The 16,402-nt window shown below is 62.7% G+C and carries 17 protein-coding genes; 11 read left to right on the top strand and 6 right to left on the bottom strand.

From position 1 onward, the window contains the following. The first annotated feature begins 71 nt into the window (after positions 1 to 71). From NCT03_RS01855 to ruvB, 9 genes are all read left to right on the top strand, one after another. Positions 72 to 1,385 carry a THUMP domain-containing class I SAM-dependent RNA methyltransferase gene (locus NCT03_RS01855; RefSeq protein ID WP_250463021.1) on the top strand — a complete coding sequence of 438 codons (1,314 nt, stop codon included), beginning with the start codon at positions 72 to 74 and terminating at the stop codon, positions 1,383 to 1,385. A gap of 328 nt (positions 1,386 to 1,713) precedes the next feature. Continuing rightward, positions 1,714 to 3,111 carry an aminopeptidase P N-terminal domain-containing protein gene (locus NCT03_RS01850; protein WP_250491783.1) on the top strand — a complete coding sequence of 466 codons (1,398 nt, stop codon included), beginning with the start codon at positions 1,714 to 1,716 and terminating at the stop codon, positions 3,109 to 3,111. A 1-nt stretch (position 3,112) separates the two neighbouring features. Further along, positions 3,113 to 4,324, top strand: coding sequence for a UbiH/UbiF/VisC/COQ6 family ubiquinone biosynthesis hydroxylase (locus tag NCT03_RS01845; RefSeq protein ID WP_250491782.1), 1,212 nt, complete (start codon positions 3,113 to 3,115; stop codon positions 4,322 to 4,324). Between the two features lie 257 nt (positions 4,325 to 4,581). Further along, positions 4,582 to 5,673 (top strand): tRNA dihydrouridine synthase DusB, encoded by a 1,092-nt coding sequence (dusB, locus tag NCT03_RS01840; protein WP_250491781.1) that lies wholly within the window; start codon positions 4,582 to 4,584, stop codon positions 5,671 to 5,673. After that, positions 5,670 to 5,903, top strand: a complete 234-nt coding sequence (locus NCT03_RS01835) for a Fis family transcriptional regulator (protein WP_040052966.1) — start codon at positions 5,670 to 5,672, stop codon at positions 5,901 to 5,903. Before dusB ends, NCT03_RS01835 begins: the two co-directional genes overlap by 4 nt. A 64-nt stretch (positions 5,904 to 5,967) precedes the next feature. Then, entirely contained in the window at positions 5,968 to 7,533 is a 1,566-nt protein-coding gene (gene purH / locus NCT03_RS01830; protein ID WP_244826997.1) for a bifunctional phosphoribosylaminoimidazolecarboxamide formyltransferase/IMP cyclohydrolase, read from the top strand. 111 nt (positions 7,534 to 7,644) lie between these two features. Further along, on the top strand, positions 7,645 to 8,187 hold the full coding sequence (ruvC, locus tag NCT03_RS01825; RefSeq protein WP_244826996.1) for a crossover junction endodeoxyribonuclease RuvC: 543 nt from the start codon (positions 7,645 to 7,647) through the stop codon (positions 8,185 to 8,187). A gap of 24 nt (positions 8,188 to 8,211) precedes the next feature. Next, complete coding sequence (gene ruvA / locus NCT03_RS01820; RefSeq protein WP_244826995.1) at positions 8,212 to 8,793, top strand: Holliday junction branch migration protein RuvA; 582 nt, start codon at positions 8,212 to 8,214, stop codon at positions 8,791 to 8,793. An 80-nt stretch (positions 8,794 to 8,873) separates the two neighbouring features. Continuing rightward, a complete protein-coding gene (gene ruvB, locus NCT03_RS01815; RefSeq protein WP_244826994.1) occupies positions 8,874 to 9,932 on the top strand; it encodes a Holliday junction branch migration DNA helicase RuvB in 1,059 nt (352 codons plus the stop codon). A 3-nt stretch (positions 9,933 to 9,935) separates the two neighbouring features. Here ruvB and NCT03_RS01810 read toward each other — a convergent pair whose 3' ends face one another. The 3 genes from NCT03_RS01810 to tyrS are packed head-to-tail and all read right to left on the bottom strand — an operon-like array spanning position 9,936 to position 12,297. Beyond that, entirely contained in the window at positions 9,936 to 10,583 is a 648-nt protein-coding gene (locus tag NCT03_RS01810) for a histidine phosphatase family protein (protein WP_250491780.1), read from the bottom strand. Next, the gene (dtd, locus tag NCT03_RS01805) at positions 10,580 to 11,053 is read right to left on the bottom strand and encodes a D-aminoacyl-tRNA deacylase (protein ID WP_244826992.1); all 474 of its coding nucleotides are present in this window, start codon (positions 11,051 to 11,053) and stop codon (positions 10,580 to 10,582) included. Before dtd ends, NCT03_RS01810 begins: the two co-directional genes overlap by 4 nt. Beyond that, positions 11,050 to 12,297, bottom strand: a complete 1,248-nt coding sequence (gene tyrS / locus NCT03_RS01800) for a tyrosine--tRNA ligase (protein WP_250463004.1) — start codon at positions 12,295 to 12,297, stop codon at positions 11,050 to 11,052. The genes dtd and tyrS overlap by 4 nt, the downstream gene beginning before the upstream one ends. A gap of 291 nt (positions 12,298 to 12,588) precedes the next feature. Here tyrS and NCT03_RS01795 point away from each other — a divergent pair, with 291 nt between their 5' ends. Next, positions 12,589 to 13,719, top strand: coding sequence for an anhydro-N-acetylmuramic acid kinase (locus NCT03_RS01795; protein ID WP_309845120.1), 1,131 nt, complete (start codon positions 12,589 to 12,591; stop codon positions 13,717 to 13,719). Between the two features lie 69 nt (positions 13,720 to 13,788). On the opposite strand, the gene erpA is transcribed toward NCT03_RS01795, so the two are convergent. The 3 genes from erpA to rplM all read right to left on the bottom strand — a co-directional run bounded on the left by erpA (position 13,789) and on the right by rplM (position 15,195). Continuing rightward, positions 13,789 to 14,154, bottom strand: a complete 366-nt coding sequence (gene erpA, locus NCT03_RS01790; protein ID WP_244826990.1) for an iron-sulfur cluster insertion protein ErpA — start codon at positions 14,152 to 14,154, stop codon at positions 13,789 to 13,791. A 208-nt stretch (positions 14,155 to 14,362) separates the two neighbouring features. Then, entirely contained in the window at positions 14,363 to 14,755 is a 393-nt protein-coding gene (gene rpsI / locus NCT03_RS01785; protein ID WP_244826989.1) for a 30S ribosomal protein S9, read from the bottom strand. 11 nt (positions 14,756 to 14,766) lie between these two features. Next, positions 14,767 to 15,195, bottom strand: a complete 429-nt coding sequence (gene rplM / locus NCT03_RS01780; RefSeq protein ID WP_244826988.1) for a 50S ribosomal protein L13 — start codon at positions 15,193 to 15,195, stop codon at positions 14,767 to 14,769. Between the two features lie 639 nt (positions 15,196 to 15,834). On the opposite strand from rplM, the gene NCT03_RS01775 reads away from it, so the two are divergent. Beyond that, positions 15,835 to 16,257 (top strand): OsmC family protein, encoded by a 423-nt coding sequence (locus NCT03_RS01775; protein WP_244826987.1) that lies wholly within the window; start codon positions 15,835 to 15,837, stop codon positions 16,255 to 16,257. Positions 16,258 to 16,402 lie beyond the last annotated feature (145 nt).

Below are 16,402 nucleotides of genomic sequence, written 5' to 3'. Positions count from 1 at the left end.
GCACGAACGGTGCGCGACCTTCGGATGGCCCCGCGTACAATACCGCCTTTACGCCATCCAGAATCCGCCTCATGTCCTCCCCCCTCTTCGACTGGTTTGTCCCCTGCCCGCGCGGTCTCGAAGCGCCGCTTGCCGCCGAGCTCGCCGAGATCGGGGAGCGCCATGTCGCAAGCGCGCCGTTATCCGGCGGCGGAACGCTTGCCGTCGGCGCACAGGTTCCCGGTGGCGTGCACTTCCGGGGCGGCTGGGTCGCGGGCATGGCGGCGAATCTGCATTCGCGTATCGCGAGCCGCGTGCTCTTGAAGATCGCGCAGGGCCCGTATCGCAACGAACACGATATCTACGAACTCACGCACCAGCAGCGCTGGGAGCAATGGTTCACGCCGAGCCAGACAATGCGCGTCGATCTCACCGCCATCAAGTCGCCGGTGAAGAGCCTCGAATTCACGACGCTGCGTGTAAAAGACGCCGTCTGCGACCGCCTGCGCGATGTTGCCGGCGCGCGCCCGAGCATCGACACCGCGCAGCCGGACGTGCGCGTGTTCGCGTTCCTCACGGTGAACGAATGCACGCTCTATCTCGATACCTCCGGCGAGCCGCTCTTCAAGCGCGGCTGGCGTCTGGACAAGGGCGCGGCGCCCCTGCGCGAAAATCTTGCAGCCGGCATCCTGCGTCTCACGGGATGGACGCCCGGCACGCCGCTCTTCGATCCGATGTGCGGCAGCGGCACCTTCCTCGCCGAAGCCGCGCAGACCGCGCTCGATATCGCGCCGGGTAGCGAACGGCGCTTTGGCTTCGAGAAGCTCAAGCCGTTTCATCCGGGCATGTGGCAGAAGCTCAAGTCGGCCGCTGGCGAAGCGAAGCGCGCCGCGCGTTCGGCGCGCTCGGAGTTGAACATCTTCGGCAGCGACATCTCCGGCGACATGCTGGAAAAGGCGCGCGCCAATCTGAGCCGCGCCGGTGTATCGAACCTGCAGCTCAAACAGGTCGATGCCCGCAACATGATGCCGCCCACGGAAGCGCCCGGCATTCTCGTGGCGAATCCGCCGTATGGCGAGCGGATCGAAGTGCGTGGACGCGGCCCGCGCGGCGAGATTCGCGACACGCCGCGCTCGCGTCGCGACGATCGTGACGACGAAGAAGCCTTCGCGCGCGCTCAACCCGATCCCGCCGATACCGAATTCTTCATCTCCTTCGGCAACGCGCTCAAGCAACGCTTCCCGGGCTGGCGCGCCTACGTGCTGACTTCGGACCGCAAGCTGCCGGGCATGTTGCGACTGCGCGAATCGACCAAGACGCCGCTCTTCAATGGCGCGCTCGAATGCCGTTTGTTCCGCTTCGATCTGATCGCGGGCAGCGTGCGGAATCGGGCGAGCGAAGAGTAAGCAGCTTGGTTTGCGAGTAAGCGACACGTCGTAGTGCGGCGTTCGCCGCTTCGCTTCGGTGACTCGACTGCCGACAGCGCGCATCGCGGAAGTCGAAGACATGCGACGAATCAATCCGTGATGCTGCGTAGATCCATCGGGCCTGAGACCCTGCGCATCGCCGCAAATCGATATTCCGCGCGCCGATTCGTCCGCGACGCAAGCACATACGCCCCGCGCGCTCCACTCGACCGCAAATTCTGCCCTACCCTCACCGCACTCACCGCACTAACCACCAGGCCGAATGGCCGAGTCCCCCTGCATCGAAACCCGGCGCTACAATCGGCGAATGAACTCACTCACCGAAGTCGCCAGCCCCATCGCCGTCGACGTCTATCGCGGCCGCCGCGAACGCGTGCTCGCCGCGATGCGCGCCCAAGGCGGGGGCATCGCCGTCGTGGCTACCGCGCCGGAAGTCTTGCGTAATCGCGACGCCGACTACCCCTTTCGCCACGACAGCTATTTCTACTATCTGACAGGCTTCACCGAGCCCGAGGCGACGCTCGTGCTGAACGCGAGCGCGCAAGACGGCGAGCCTGCATCCATCCTCTTTTGTCGCGAAAAGAACGCCGAGCGCGAAACCTGGGAAGGCTTTCGGTTTGGCCCCGAAGCCGCGCGTGATGCCTTCGGTTTCGATGCCGCCTTCGCCATCGATTCGCTCGACGAGGAGATGCCGCGTCTCATCGCGGATAGACCCGCGTTGTACTACGCGCTCGGGGCATTGGCGGAAGTGGACGCGCAAGTGCGCGGCTGGCTCGCCGCCGTGCGCGCGCAAGGCCGCAGCGGTGTTCGCGCGCCGGAAGAGGCACGCAATCTCCTGCCGCTGCTCGACGAAATGCGGCTCGTGAAAGACGCGCACGAAATCGCGATCATGCGACGCGCCGGGTCGATTTCAGCCGAAGCGCATCGGCGCGCCATGCGTGCGTGTCGTCCCGGCATGCACGAATACGAGATCGAAGCCGAACTGCTCTATACGTTCCGCCGACGCGGCGCGCAGGCGCCCGCTTACGGTTCCATCGTCGCGGCGGGGGCGAATGCCTGCGTGCTGCACTATCCGGCGGGCAATGCCATCGCGCGGGATGGCGACCTGATTCTCATCGACGCCGCCTGCGAACTCGACGGCTACGCCTCCGACATCACACGCACTTTCCCGGCAAGCGGTCTGTTCACGCCGCCGCAGCGCGAGCTTTACGACATCGTGCTGGCCGCGCAAAGCGCCGCCATCGAAGCGACCCGCGCCGGCGTCAGTTTCGACGCGCCGCATCAGGCCGCGGTGAAAGTGCTGTCGCAAGGTTTGCTCGATACCGGCATCCTCGATAAAGCGAAGTTCGGCACTATCGACGACGTGATCGGCGAACGCGCCTTCGCGCGCTTCTACATGCATCGCACGGGGCACTGGCTCGGCATGGACGTGCATGACGCGGGCGACTATCGCAACGCCGACGGCCCGCGCGATGCGCAGGGCGCGCGCGAGTGGCGCACGCTCGCGGCGGGCAACGCGCTCACCATCGAGCCAGGCCTTTACGTGCGCGCCGCCGAAGACGTGCCCGAGCGCTACTGGAACATCGGCATTCGTATCGAGGACGACGCCATCGTCACGCCCGATGGCTGCGAGCTGCTCACCCGCGAAGTGCCCGTCGATGCCGACGAAATCGAAGCGCTGATGCGCGAATCGAACCAACACTGATATGAACGACACGACCAGGCCCGTGCAGGACGAAGGGCATTTCGACCATGACATCGCCATTGTCGGCGCGGGGCCGGTCGGGCTCGCGCTCGCGGGCTGGCTTGCGCGGCGCAGCGCCACGCAACGCTTGTCGATCGCGTTGATCGACGCACGCACGCCTGAAGCCGCCGCGAGCGATCCGCGTTCGCTCGCGCTCTCGCATGGCAGCCGCGTGATGCTTCAGCCGCTCGGCTTTCCCGCCGATGCCACGCCGATCCGCCGCATCCACGTGTCGCAGCGCGGGCACTTCGGCCGCACGCTGATCGAGCACGACGAACACGAGTTGCCCGAGCTGGGCTACGTGGTGCGCTACGGTTCGCTCGTCAGTGCGCTTGCCAGCGGGGTGCGCGCAACGAACGTGGACTGGCTCACCGAGACCTCCGCGCTGCCGCCGCTGCAGGACGACGAGGGCGTCACCTTGCCGCTCAAGGGTTCGGCGGGCGAACGCACGATCCGCGTGCGCGTGCTGGTGAATGCGGAAGGCGGGCTGTATCAGCAGACTTCGGGCGAGAGCGCCGTTTCGAACGAACGGCACGCGCGCGATTATGGGCAAACGGCGATCGTCGGTACGGTGAGCGTATCGGAGCCTCAGGCGAACGTGGCATGGGAGCGCTTCACGCGCGAAGGTCCGATTGCGTTGCTGCCCTGCGGCGGCGCGCGTCACGCGGACTATTCGCTCGTCTGGTGCGGTTCGCCCGATGAAGCCGCGCGGCGCATGCAGCTCGACGACTCGGCGTTTCTCGCCGAACTCGGCGATGCCTTCGGTACGCGCATGGGCCGCTTCACGCGCATCGCGTCGCGGGCGGCGTTTCCGCTCGGGCTCACCGCGCTCCACGCGCTGGTGGATCGCCGCACGGTCGCAATCGGCAACGCGGCGCAGACCTTGCACCCGGTCGCGGGTCAAGGCCTGAACCTGGGCTTGCGCGATGCACGCGCGCTGTCGGATGCCTTGTCCGCCGATGGCGCGCGTCCGCTTGCGCTTCTGCGCTTCGCTCAACGCCGCGCGCTTGACCGGCGTCTGACGATCGGCGCCACCGATACGCTCGCGCGCATCTTCACGGTGGACTTCGCTCCGCTTGCCGCGATGCGCGGGCTTGCCTTGACGGCGCTCGAGTTCCTGCCGCCATTGAAGACGGCGCTCGCCCGTCAGATGATGTTCGGGCAAAGACGCTGATCCACTTTCTATCTGTATTCGGCGGCGGGTCGCACGACGCGACGCCGCCTCATTCGTCAGCACAAAGCCCGACTTATCCTCTATGAGCTCGTCCGCTTTCATAGAAGATTTAAAGACTTGCGCGCGATTGCTCTTAATTTCAGCACCCGCTTCGCGTTAAAATACGCGTTTCCCTTCAGCACTAGCAAACGCTCGACGCAGCGCGGCGCTTTTCATGGCGCCTTGCTTCATGTCGTCGGCGCCACGCCCAAGCCTTCATGCCAAGCATTGGTTCACACGTTCTGCGCAACAACCTGTTCGTCGCCCCGATGGCAGGCGTCACCGACCGACCGTTCCGTCAGCTCTGCAAGCGCATGGGCGCGGGCTACGCGGTGTCGGAGATGGTCGCTTCGAACGCGCAGTTGTGGAAGAGCGAAAAGACCATGCGGCGCGCCAACCACGCGGGCGAAGTCGAGCCGATCTCCGTTCAGATCGCGGGCGCGGACCCGCAGATGCTGGCCGAAGCCGCGCGCCACAACGTCGCGAACGGCGCGCAGGTCATCGACATCAACATGGGATGTCCCGCCAAGAAGGTCTGCAACGTCGCGGCGGGTTCCGCGCTCTTGCAGAACGAAGAACTCGTGGCGCGTATCGTCGAGACGGTGGTGCAGGCCGTCGGCGTAGGGCCGGATGCCGTGCCCGTCACGCTCAAGATTCGCACGGGGTGGAATCGCGAGAACAAGAACGCGCTGAATATCGCGCGGATCGCGGAAGATGCCGGCATCTCCATGCTCACCGTGCATGGCCGCACGCGCGCGGACCTTTATAAGGGCGACGCCGAATACGAAACCATCGCGGCCGTCAAGAACGCGGTGAAGATTCCAGTGGTCGCGAACGGCGACATCACGACGCCCGAGAAGGCGCGGCACGTGCTGACGGTGACGGGCGCGGACGCGATCATGATTGGCCGCGCGGCGCAGGGTCGACCGTGGCTCTTTCGCGAGATCGAACATTTTCTGACGACGGGCGAACGGCTGCCGCCGCCGCTCATCGAAGAGATCCAGCAGGTGATGAACGAGCACCTCGAAGATCACTACGCTTTCTACGGGGAATTCACGGGCGTACGGACTGCGCGCAAGCACATCGGCTGGTACACTCGCGGCCTTTCCGGCGCCAACACCTTCCGGCACCGGATGAATACGCTGGACACGACCAAAGAACAATTGCTCGCGGTCAACGAATTCTTCGACGCGCAAAAAGCGTTGTCCGACCGTCTGGTCTATGTCGACGAGAGCGGCGACGACTGCGACGCGGCTGCCGAAGAATCGTGCGGCGGGCATCACGACATAGACCGACAAAAAGCCGCATGAGCAGACATAACATCGAACAATGCGTCCGCCAGAGCCTGGACAATTATTTTCAGGATCTGGACGGCTCCAACCCGCACGACGTCTACGACATGGTGATTTCGTGCGTGGAAAAACCGCTGCTCGAAGTGGTGCTCGAGCAGGCAGGCGGCAACCAGTCGCTTGCGGCCGAGTATCTCGGCATTAACCGCAACACCTTACGCAAGAAGCTTCAGCAGCACGGACTGATTTGATTCATCGGACCGGGGCGTCCGCCCTGGTCTGGCCTGGCTATCCTTTTTGGTTTCAGTGTTCACCATGATCAAGCAAGCGCTCATTTCCGTTTCCGACAAATCCGGCATCATCGACTTCGCCAAATCGCTGGCGGAGCTTGGCGTCAAGCTCCTCTCGACCGGCGGCACGGCGAAACTGCTGGCCGACGCGGGCTTGCCCGTCACGGAGGTCGCCGACTACACCGGCTTTCCGGAAATGCTCGATGGGCGCGTGAAGACGCTGCATCCCAAGGTTCACGGCGGCATTCTCGCGCGCCGCGATCTGCCGGAGCACATGGCGGCGCTGGAGAAGCACGACATTCCGACCATCGATCTGCTGGTGGTGAATCTGTATCCGTTTGTGCAGACCGTGGCGAAGGAAGAGTGCTCGCTGGAAGACGCCATCGAGAACATCGATATCGGAGGGCCGACCATGCTGCGCTCGGCGGCGAAGAATCATCGCGATGTCACCGTGATCGTCGATCCGGCCGATTACGCCACCGTGCTCGACGAAATGCGCGCGAATCACAACAGCGTGGCCTACAAGACGAACTTCCGTCTCGCCACCAAAGTGTTCGCGCATACCGCGCAATACGACGGTGCGATCACGAACTATCTGACGAGTCTGACCGAAGAGCTTCAACACGCAACTCGCAATACGTATCCGGCAACCTTCAACGTCGCTTTCGAGAAGGTGCAGGATCTGCGTTACGGCGAGAATCCGCATCAGAGCGCGGCGTTCTATCGCGATCTCGCGGTGCCCGCTGGCGCGCTCGCTAACTACGAGCAGTTGCAGGGCAAGGAACTCTCGTACAACAACATCGCCGATTCCGACGCGGCATGGGAATGCGTGAAGACCTTCGACGCGCCCGCCTGCGTCATCATCAAGCATGCGAATCCGTGTGGCGTGGCGCTTGGCGCAAACGCGCACGAAGCCTACTCGAAGGCGTTCAAGACCGATCCTACGTCGGCGTTCGGCGGCATCATCGCGTTCAATCGCGAAGTGGACGAAGCGGCGGCGCAGGCCGTAGCCAAGCAGTTCGTCGAAGTGCTGATCGCGCCTTCGTTCAGCGATGCCGCGCGCGCGGTGTTCGCGGCCAAGCAGAACGTGCGTCTCTTGCAGATCGCGCTCGGCGACGGTCATAACGCGTTCGACCTGAAGCGCGTGGGCGGCGGGCTGCTGGTGCAATCGCTCGATTCGAAGAACGTGCAGCCGCATGAACTGCGCGTGGTGACGAAGCGTCACCCCACGCCCAAGGAAATGGACGACCTCATGTTTGCGTGGCGCGTGGCGAAGTTCGTGAAGTCGAACGCCATCGTGTTCTGCGGCGGCGGCATGACGCTTGGCGTCGGCGCGGGGCAGATGAGCCGCGTGGATTCGGCGCGCATTGCGGGCATCAAGGCGCAGAACGCGGGTCTCACGCTGACCGGCTCGGCCGTGGCTTCGGACGCGTTCTTCCCGTTCCGCGACGGGCTCGACGTGGTGGTCAATGCAGGCGCGACCTGCGTGATCCAGCCAGGCGGCTCCATGCGCGACGACGAAGTGGTCGCCGCTGCCGACGAGCACAATGTTGCGATGATTCTCACCGGCACGCGTCATTTCCGCCATTAATCGCTGCGGCATCCTTTATTATTGGCCTGTTTGCGCTGCCTGCTAATTGGCGGCACAAACAGGCCAATTTCATTTCGAACGACCGCCACGCCGGAGCGCATTTCCGCAAACATGAGAATTCTAGGCATCGATCCGGGCTTGCGCGTGACCGGCTTCGGCATCATCGACAAGTCCGGGCACTCGCTCACCTACGTGACGAGCGGCGTGATCAAGACAGCCGACGCAGACTTGCCTTCGCGTCTGAACACCATCTTCGAGGGCATTTCCACGCTCATCGGGCAGCACAATCCAGATCAGGCGGCGATCGAAAAAGTCTTCGTGAACGTGAATCCGCAGTCCACGCTGCTGCTTGGCCAGGCGCGCGGCGCGGCCATCTGCGGCATGGTGGCGAGCGGCCTGCCGGTCGCGGAATACACCGCGCTGCAATTGAAGCAAGCCGTGGTCGGGTATGGCCGCGCGACCAAGGAGCAAATGCAGCAGATGGTCGTGCGTCTGCTCGGCCTGACAGGCGTACCCAGCACCGACGCAGCGGATGCGCTCGGCATGGCGATCTGTCACGCGCATGGCGGCACCGGCCTCGCGGCGCTCGGCACCATCGCGCCGTCGCTGGCGAAAAAAGGCTTGCGCGTCAGGCGCGGTCGTCTCATCGGCTAATCAACCTCGATACTTACTGCAAATATGATCGGTCGCATTGCCGGCGTTCTGCTGGAAAAAAATCCGCCGCATCTGCTCGTCGATTGCGGCGGCGTCGGCTACGAAATCGACGTGCCGATGAGCACCTTCTACAACCTGCCGCATGCCGGCGAAAAGGTCGTCCTGCTCACGCAGATGATCGTGCGTGAGGACGCGCATCTGCTGTACGGATTTCTCACCGCGCAGGAGCGTTCGACGTTTCGCGAGTTGTTAAAGATCAGCGGCATCGGCGCGCGCATGGCGCTGGCCGTGCTCTCCGGCATGAGCGTGCAGGAGCTCTCGCAAACGGTGACGACGCAGGACGCCGCGCGCCTCACGCGCGTGCCGGGCATCGGCAAGAAGACGGCCGAGCGTCTGCTGCTCGAACTCAAGGGCAAGCTCGGCGCCGATCTCGGCGCGATGGCAAGCGCGGCTTCGCAGTCCGATCACGCCTCCGACATCCTCAATGCCCTGCTTGCGCTCGGCTATTCCGAGAAAGAAGCGCTCACCGCGATCAAGAACGTGCCTGCCGGAACCGGCGTCTCCGAGGGCATCAAGCTCGCGCTCAAGGCGCTCTCGAAAGGCTGATTCTGCGGGCGTTTCGCGTGTTGCGCCATTAGGCCGTTCGGCCAGGTTCATCGCGGGAAAGCTCGCTGTACAATCGACGGATGATCGAAACCGACAAACTCGCCGCCGAGCGCATCATCGCGGCCACGCCCGTCTCGCCGAACGAAGAAGCCTTCGAGCGCGCGTTGCGACCGCGCCAGCTCGACGAATACGTTGGCCAGGAAAAGGTGCGCGGCCAGCTCGAGATTTTCATCGAGGCGGCCAAGCGCCGTTCGGAAGCGCTCGATCATGTACTGCTGTTCGGGCCGCCGGGTCTCGGCAAGACGACACTCGCACACATCATCGCGCGGGAAATGGGCGTTAATTTGCGACAGACCTCGGGGCCGGTGCTGGAACGCGCGGGCGACCTCGCTGCCCTCCTCACCAATCTCGAAGCGAATGACGTGTTGTTCATCGACGAGATTCATCGGCTCTCGCCGGTCGTCGAGGAAATTCTTTATCCGGCGCTGGAGGATTATCAGATCGACATCATGATCGGCGAAGGCCCGGCCGCGCGTAGCGTGAAACTGGATCTGCAGCCGTTCACGCTCGTCGGCGCGACCACGCGCGCGGGCATGTTGACCAATCCTCTGCGCGACCGCTTCGGCATTGTGTCGCGGCTCGAGTTTTATAACGCGAGCGAACTGGCGCGTATTGTGTCGCGTTCGGCTTCGTTGCTGAAGGCGGAGATCGTGCCCGAGGGCGCGCTCGAGATTGCGCGGCGTTCGCGTGGCACGCCGCGTATCGCGAACCGGCTGCTGCGCCGCGTGCGCGATTTCGCCGAGGTGAAAGCGGACGGCAACATTACCGCCGAAGTCGCGGATGCCGCGCTGAAGATGCTCGATGTCGATCCCGTCGGCTTCGACCTGATGGACCGCAAGCTGCTCGAAGCCATCCTGCAGAAGTTCGATGGCGGCCCGGTGGGCGTGGACAATCTCGCGGCGGCTATCGGCGAAGAGCGCGATACCATCGAAGACGTGCTGGAGCCGTATCTGATTCAGCAAGGGTATTTGCAACGCACGCCGCGCGGGCGCGTGGCGACGTTGCTGACTTATCGGCACTTCGGGCTGGCTGCGCCCGATGCAGGGCCGATTCGGGAGCTTTGGGATGCGAAGGGGTGAGGGTTAGGCTTGCTTTCGCAACCCATCGTCGTCCGTATCCGTCGCCAGATGCGAAACGTCGCCCCACGAAACCACCCTCGCCGCATCCCCGTCGTAATCCACGACATTGACGCTGCAATTCAACAACGGCCAGTCGCGAGCGTCCTGCAACGACAGCTTCTTAGCAAACCGATAGATGCAGTCCAGCACGCCGCCATGCGCCACGCACGCAATGCGCTCGCCCGGATGCGCGGCTAGGATCGGCTCCATTGCATGCACGACACGGTGATAAAACACCCGCTGTGATTCGCCACCCGGCGGCGTAAAACCCGGGTCCCGCGTTTGCCACTCGACGAACTCCGCAGGAAACTTCTCGCTGATCTCGTCGCTGTCATGACCTTGAAACGCGCCGTACAAGCGCTCGCGCAGTCCCTTCGAAAGACACAGTTCGAGCCCGAGCGCATCCGCGAAAGGACGCGCCGTTTGCTGCGCGCGTTGCAGGTCACTCGAATAGACCGCATCGAGCCCGCCCTCGCGCGCCATGCGCCGGCCCAGTTGCTCGGCCTGCAGACGCCCGTGCTCGGAGAGCGGAATGTCGATATGCCCTTGTATGCGCTTGATGCGATTCCAGTCGGTTTCGCCGTGGCGAATGAAAAGGACCTGAGTGGTCATGGCGTTTCCGGTTGCGGCCGCACTTGCAGCCAGAATGTGACCGGCCCGTCGTTCACGAGCGATACCTGCATGTCCGCACCGAATTCGCCGGTCTCGACCACCGGATGCTTCTTGCGCGCCTCGCGCACGAAGTGGTCGAAGAGGCGCTTGCCTTCGTCGGGCGGCGCGGCGGGCGTGAAGCTCGGACGCAAGCCGCTCGACGTATCGGCGGCAAGCGTGAATTGCGACACCAACAAGACGCCGCCCGCGCGCCCCGCGCCGTCCATGTTCTGCACGGAAAGATTCATCTTGCCGGCAGCGTCGCTGAAGACTCGATACGCAAGCATCTTCGCCAGCAGCTTGTCGGCGGTTGCTTCGTTGTCGCCGCGCTCGGCGCAAACCAGCGCGAGCAAGCCTGCGCCGATGGCGCCCGTGACACGCTCGCCCACGCGCACGTCGGCGCGCGCCACGCGCTGGATGAGCGCAATCATGCGGTCAACGTGATCCGCGCAAAACGGCGCTTGCCGACTTGCACGACGAACTCGCCCGCCTCGACCTTCAAGCCTTTGTCGGTGATGGTCACGCCATCGATCTTCACGCCGTTCTGCTCGATGTTACGCAGCGCTTCGCTCGTCGATGGCGCGAGTCCCGCCTGCTTGAGCAACTGACCGATCGCGAGCGGCGCACCCGCGAGCGTGACGCTCGGGATATCGTCCGGCACGCCGCCCTTCGCGCGATGATTGAAGTCTTCGAGCGCGCGCTCGGCATCTGGCGCCGAATGAAAGCGCGTGACGATCTCCTGCGCCAGCAACACCTTGAAGTCGCGCGGATTGCGGCCGCCTTCCGCTTCCTTCTTGAAGCCCGCGATTTCCTCGATGCTGCGGAAAGACAGCAGTTCGAAATATCGCCACATGAGCACGTCGGAGATGCTCATCAGCTTGCCGAACATCTCCGTCGGCTTCTCGCTGATGCCGACGTAATTGTGCTTCGACTTCGACATCTTCTCGACGCCATCGAGACCTTCGAGCAGCGGCATCGTCAGAATACATTGCTGCTCTTGACCGTATTGCTTTTGCAATTCGCGGCCGACAAGCAGATTGAATTTTTGGTCCGTGCCGCCGAGTTCGAGGTCCGCGTTCAGCGCGACGGAGTCGTAGCCTTGCATCAGCGGGTAAAGCAACTCGTGGATGGAAATGGGCACGCCGCCCTGAAAGCGCTTGGTGAAATCCTCGCGTTCCAGAATGCGCGCGACCGTGTAGCGCGATGCCAGCTTGATCATGCCGTCGGCGCCGAGCGGCATCGACCATTCGCTGTTGTAGCGAATCTCGGTCTTCTCGCGGTCGAGCACGAGCGCGGCCTGTTCGAAATACGTCTTTGCGTTGTTTTCGATCTGCTCGCGTGTGAGCGGCGGGCGGGTGGCGTTGCGGCCGGAGGGATCGCCGATCAGCGAAGTGAAATCGCCGATCAGAAAAATGACCTGATGCCCGAGGTCCTGCAACTGGCGCATCTTGTTCAGCACGACCGTATGGCCGATATGAATGTCCGGCGCCGTCGGATCGAGGCCGAGCTTGATGCGCAGCGGCTTACCCGTGGCCGCGCTTTTGGCGAGCTTCTGCGCGAATTCGTCTTCGATCAGCAGTTCGTCGCAACCGCGCTTGGCGATGGCGAGCGCATTGCGCACTTCGTCGGTAATCGGAAAGGCTTGCGCGGCAGGTGCGTTGGATTCAGTGGTCATGCTTTGCGGCTTGTGAGGTCAAAATGAGCGGTCGCGGGCGGCACTAACGCCGATGACGAAGCCGTCCGAACAACGCGGCGACATTCGCGAAAATGAGTGCAATTGCAAGTTCGAGCCGACGATTTTACGCGATGACGTGCCCTTTCGCGCCCTTTCGGCCAGCAATCGCGCCCGAATTGCAGAACGAGGCTTTTGACGCCGCTTAACGATTCGGCCAGTTACGCGGATAATCGCGGCTTAGCGGACTCGAGCGAATCGAAGGAGAGCAGCGTGGGTAAAAAGACCGAGGTAATCGAAAGCGGCGCGGCGGACGGCGTGTACTTCGGTTTAATGTCCGGCACGAGCATGGATGGCGTCGATGGCGTCGCGGTGCAGTTCGCGACCGGCAAGACGCCCGTTGTTCTTGGCGAGGCTCACGTCTCGTTCTCGAAGGGTCTGCGCGACGCGCTTTTCGAACTCCAAGCGCCCGGCGCCAACGAGCTTGAACGCGAGGCGCTCGCCGCCAACGCGCTCGCCACGCGCTACGCCGTTTGCTGCCACGAGTTGCAGAGCATGAGCGGCTATTCGTCCACAAAGGTGCGCGCAATCGGCGTGCATGGCCAGACGGTGCGGCATCGGCCGGAAAAGGGTTACACGCGCCAGATAAACAATCCCGCGTTGCTGGCGGAAATGACGAACATCGACGTGATAGCAGATTTCCGCAGCCGCGATGTCGCCGCCGGCGGCCAGGGCGCGCCGCTCGTGCCGGCGTTTCACGCGACGCTCTTCGGCGCGAAAAACGAAACGCGCGTGGTCTGCAATCTCGGCGGTATCAGCAACATCACGATTCTCTCGTCGAGCGGCGCGGTACGCGGCTTCGACTGCGGCCCGGCAAATGCGCTGCTCGACGAATGGGCGCTTCGTCATTTGCAAAGACCCTATGACGACGGCGGACAATTCGCGGCATCGGGTCAAGTCAATCAGGCGCTCCTGAACGCGTTTCTCGATGAACCGTTCTTTCAGGAAGCACCGCCCAAGAGTACCGGGCGCGACTTGTTCAATCCCGCATGGCTCGACGCCAAACTCGCGGCGTTCACGGGCCTCGCTCCCGCCGATGTACAAGCCACGCTCGCCGCGCTGACGGCGACTTCGGTGGCGCGCGAGATCGAGCGTCACGCATCCGACGCCCGAGCGGTCTACGTTTGCGGCGGCGGCGCGCGTAATCCGGTGCTGCTCAGGATGCTTCAACAGGCGCTGGAAGAAAGCGGCGTGGCGGGCGTTCCCGTCATGACGACCGACGCGCTCGGCGTGCCGCCGCAACAGGTCGAGGCTTTTGCCTTCGCATGGCTCGCAATGCGCTGCGTCGCGCGCAAGCCCGGCAATCTGGCAGCCGTGACAGGCGCAGCGGGCGAACGCGTGCTCGGCGCAATCTATCCGCACTGAGCCCACTAAAGCCTGGAAACGAAAACGGAGCCCGAAGGCTCCGTTTTTCATTCGACCGCTAAACCGAACTCAGACCGAGAACGACGATCCGCAACCGCAAGTGGTCGTGGCGTTCGGATTCTTGATCACGAACTGCGCGCCGTTGAGGTCGTCCTTATAGTCGATCTCCGCGCCGACGAGATATTGATAGCTCATCGAATCGACGAGCAATTGCACGCCCGCCTTGTCCATCACGGTATCGTCTTCGTTGACGGCTTCGTCGAACGTAAAACCATACTGGAAGCCCGAGCATCCGCCGCCCTGCACGAACACGCGCAGCTTCAGTTCCGGATTGCCTTCTTCATCGATCAATTGCTTGACCTTGTCCGCGGCCGCGTCGGTGAAGACGAAGGGCAAAGGCATCTCGGTCGTGGGGGTGTCGCTCACAGTGCTCATTCGAATTCTCCAATTAAGCTTCTAACCGCTATTGTAGGGCTCTTCCTAACATCGTGCTCGATGTCCATGAAATCAATGGGCTAAAGCAAATTCGACACAATTTGGCGCAGCGCGCGTCAGAACAAAAAAAGCCGCCGGCACGTGCGGTGCGGGCGGCTTTTTCGGGCAACTTCGCGTCCAGTAAGACGGAGGCGAAGCGCCAAAGCGCTTAACGCTTAGAGAACTGCTTCCGGCGGCGTGCCTTGTGGAAACCGACCTTCTTACGTTCCACTTCACGCGCGTCGCGGGTGACGAAGCCAGCGTTCGACAGTTGCGACTTGAGCGTTGCGTCGTAGTCCATCAGCGCGCGGGTGATGCCGTGGCGAACCGCGCCTGCCTGACCCGTTTCACCGCCGCCCGACACGTTGACCTTGATGTCGAACGTGCTTGCGTGATTCGTGAGTTCCAGCGGCTGACGCACGATCATCAGCGAGGTTTCGCGCGAGAAGTAGTCGGCGATGGGCTTGCCATTGACGACGATATCGCCCTTGCCCGACTTGATGAAGACGCGAGCGACGGCGCTCTTGCGGCGGCCCGTACCGTAGTTCCAGTTACCGATCATGTGGGCTCCCCTTAGATCTCGAGCGCTTTAGGCTGTTGAGCCGTATGCGGATGCGTTGCTTCGGCGTAGACCTTCAGCTTCTTGATCATTGCGTAGCCGAGCGGACCCTTCGGCAGCATGCCCTTCACGGCCTTCTCGAGCGCGCGGCCCGGGAAACGCTCTTGCATTTTGCCAAACGTCGTTTCATAGATGCCGCCCGGGTAGCCCGAGTGACGATAGTACTTCTTGTCCGTAGCTTTATTGCCCGTGACCTTCAGCTTGCCGGCGTTGATGATGATGATGAAATCACCAGTGTCGACGTGCGGGGTGAATTCAGGCTTGTGCTTGCCGCGAAGACGGCGTGCCACTTCGCTGGCGACACGGCCGAGAACCTTATCCGTCGCGTCAATCACGTACCATTCACGCGTCACCTCATGGGCTTTTGCGGAAAACGTCTTCATGATCGATCCAAAAATTTAAATCTGCCCTTGGCTGTTTTCAGCCTTTAGCTTTGTTCGGTCCTGCTTATATGAGCGTTCAAGAACTTGCGTTCAGGACGCGCTGCAGGCTCTCCCTGACTTCTCTTCGCGGGCGTGGAACGAAGAGAACTTTGAATTATAAAGGGAAATAGTCGCGGAGGTCAAAAGAATGACGCTTTTGGGCCCGCCACAAGGGCGCTGTGGGCGAAAAAAAGCCCGAGCGCTGAGGGCTCGGGCTTAATCCACCAAAGGAGGAGGTGGAGGAGACGCGGTAGATGTGTCTAACTGCGACAATCAATGAGACGAGTATAGGCACGGTCATGCGGGGAGGCAAGAAGATTTGCATCGTGAAAGATGAGTTCATAATGTGGAATTTCCATAAAGGTGCAGTGCGCGCGACTTCCCCTTATAAAACATCGCGATAGAACGGATTCAGCGGTCATCCAGAGCGATTTAACCCGCTAGAGTCCTTCCTCCACTTCGCGAATCTGTTATCCGGCGGCAATACCCTCACGTAAAGGTTTGCTCGTCAACCGGTAGATGCGCGCATGCGCAGCCATCCCGACGACCGCGAGCCGCTACAATGAAACCCCTGTAAACGTAGAACGCTGGAGCCTGAGCATGGAAAGCAAAGTGAGCTGGATGGGACCGGACGGCATGGCGTTCGCGGCCGAAACGGGTAGCGGTCATATCGTTACGATGGACGGAGCGCCAGAAGGCGGCGGACGCAATCTCGCGCCGCGTCCGATGGAAATGGTGCTGCTTGGCACCGGCGGCTGCACCGCCTACGACGTGGTGATGATCCTGAAAAAGAGCCGCCAGGAGATTCAAGGCTGCTCCGTCACGCTCAAGGCCGATCGCGCGAGCGAAGATCCCAAGGTCTTCACGAAGATTCACTTTCACTTTACGGTCACGGGCAAGAATCTGAACCCGGCGACCGTCGAGCGCGCGATCAACCTGTCGCATGACAAGTATTGCTCGGCGTCGATCATGCTGGCGAAGACCGCGGAACTGACGCATTCGTTCGATATCGTCGAAGTCTAAGCGAGCGCGCAAGCAAAAAAGAGCCGGGGGGGGGGGGGGGGGGGGGGGGGGGGGGGGTGGGGGGGGGGTGGGGGGGGGGGGGGGGGGGGGTTTGGGGCCGGCCTTCGCCCCCCACGGAGCGCCCGTGGGCGGGCGCCCGGTAGGG

Origin of the sequence: Caballeronia sp. GAWG1-1 (assembly GCF_023631465.1) — a bacterium.
Taxonomy (GTDB): domain Bacteria; phylum Pseudomonadota; class Gammaproteobacteria; order Burkholderiales; family Burkholderiaceae; genus Caballeronia.
This window is presented reverse-complemented; position numbering and strand designations above follow the sequence as displayed.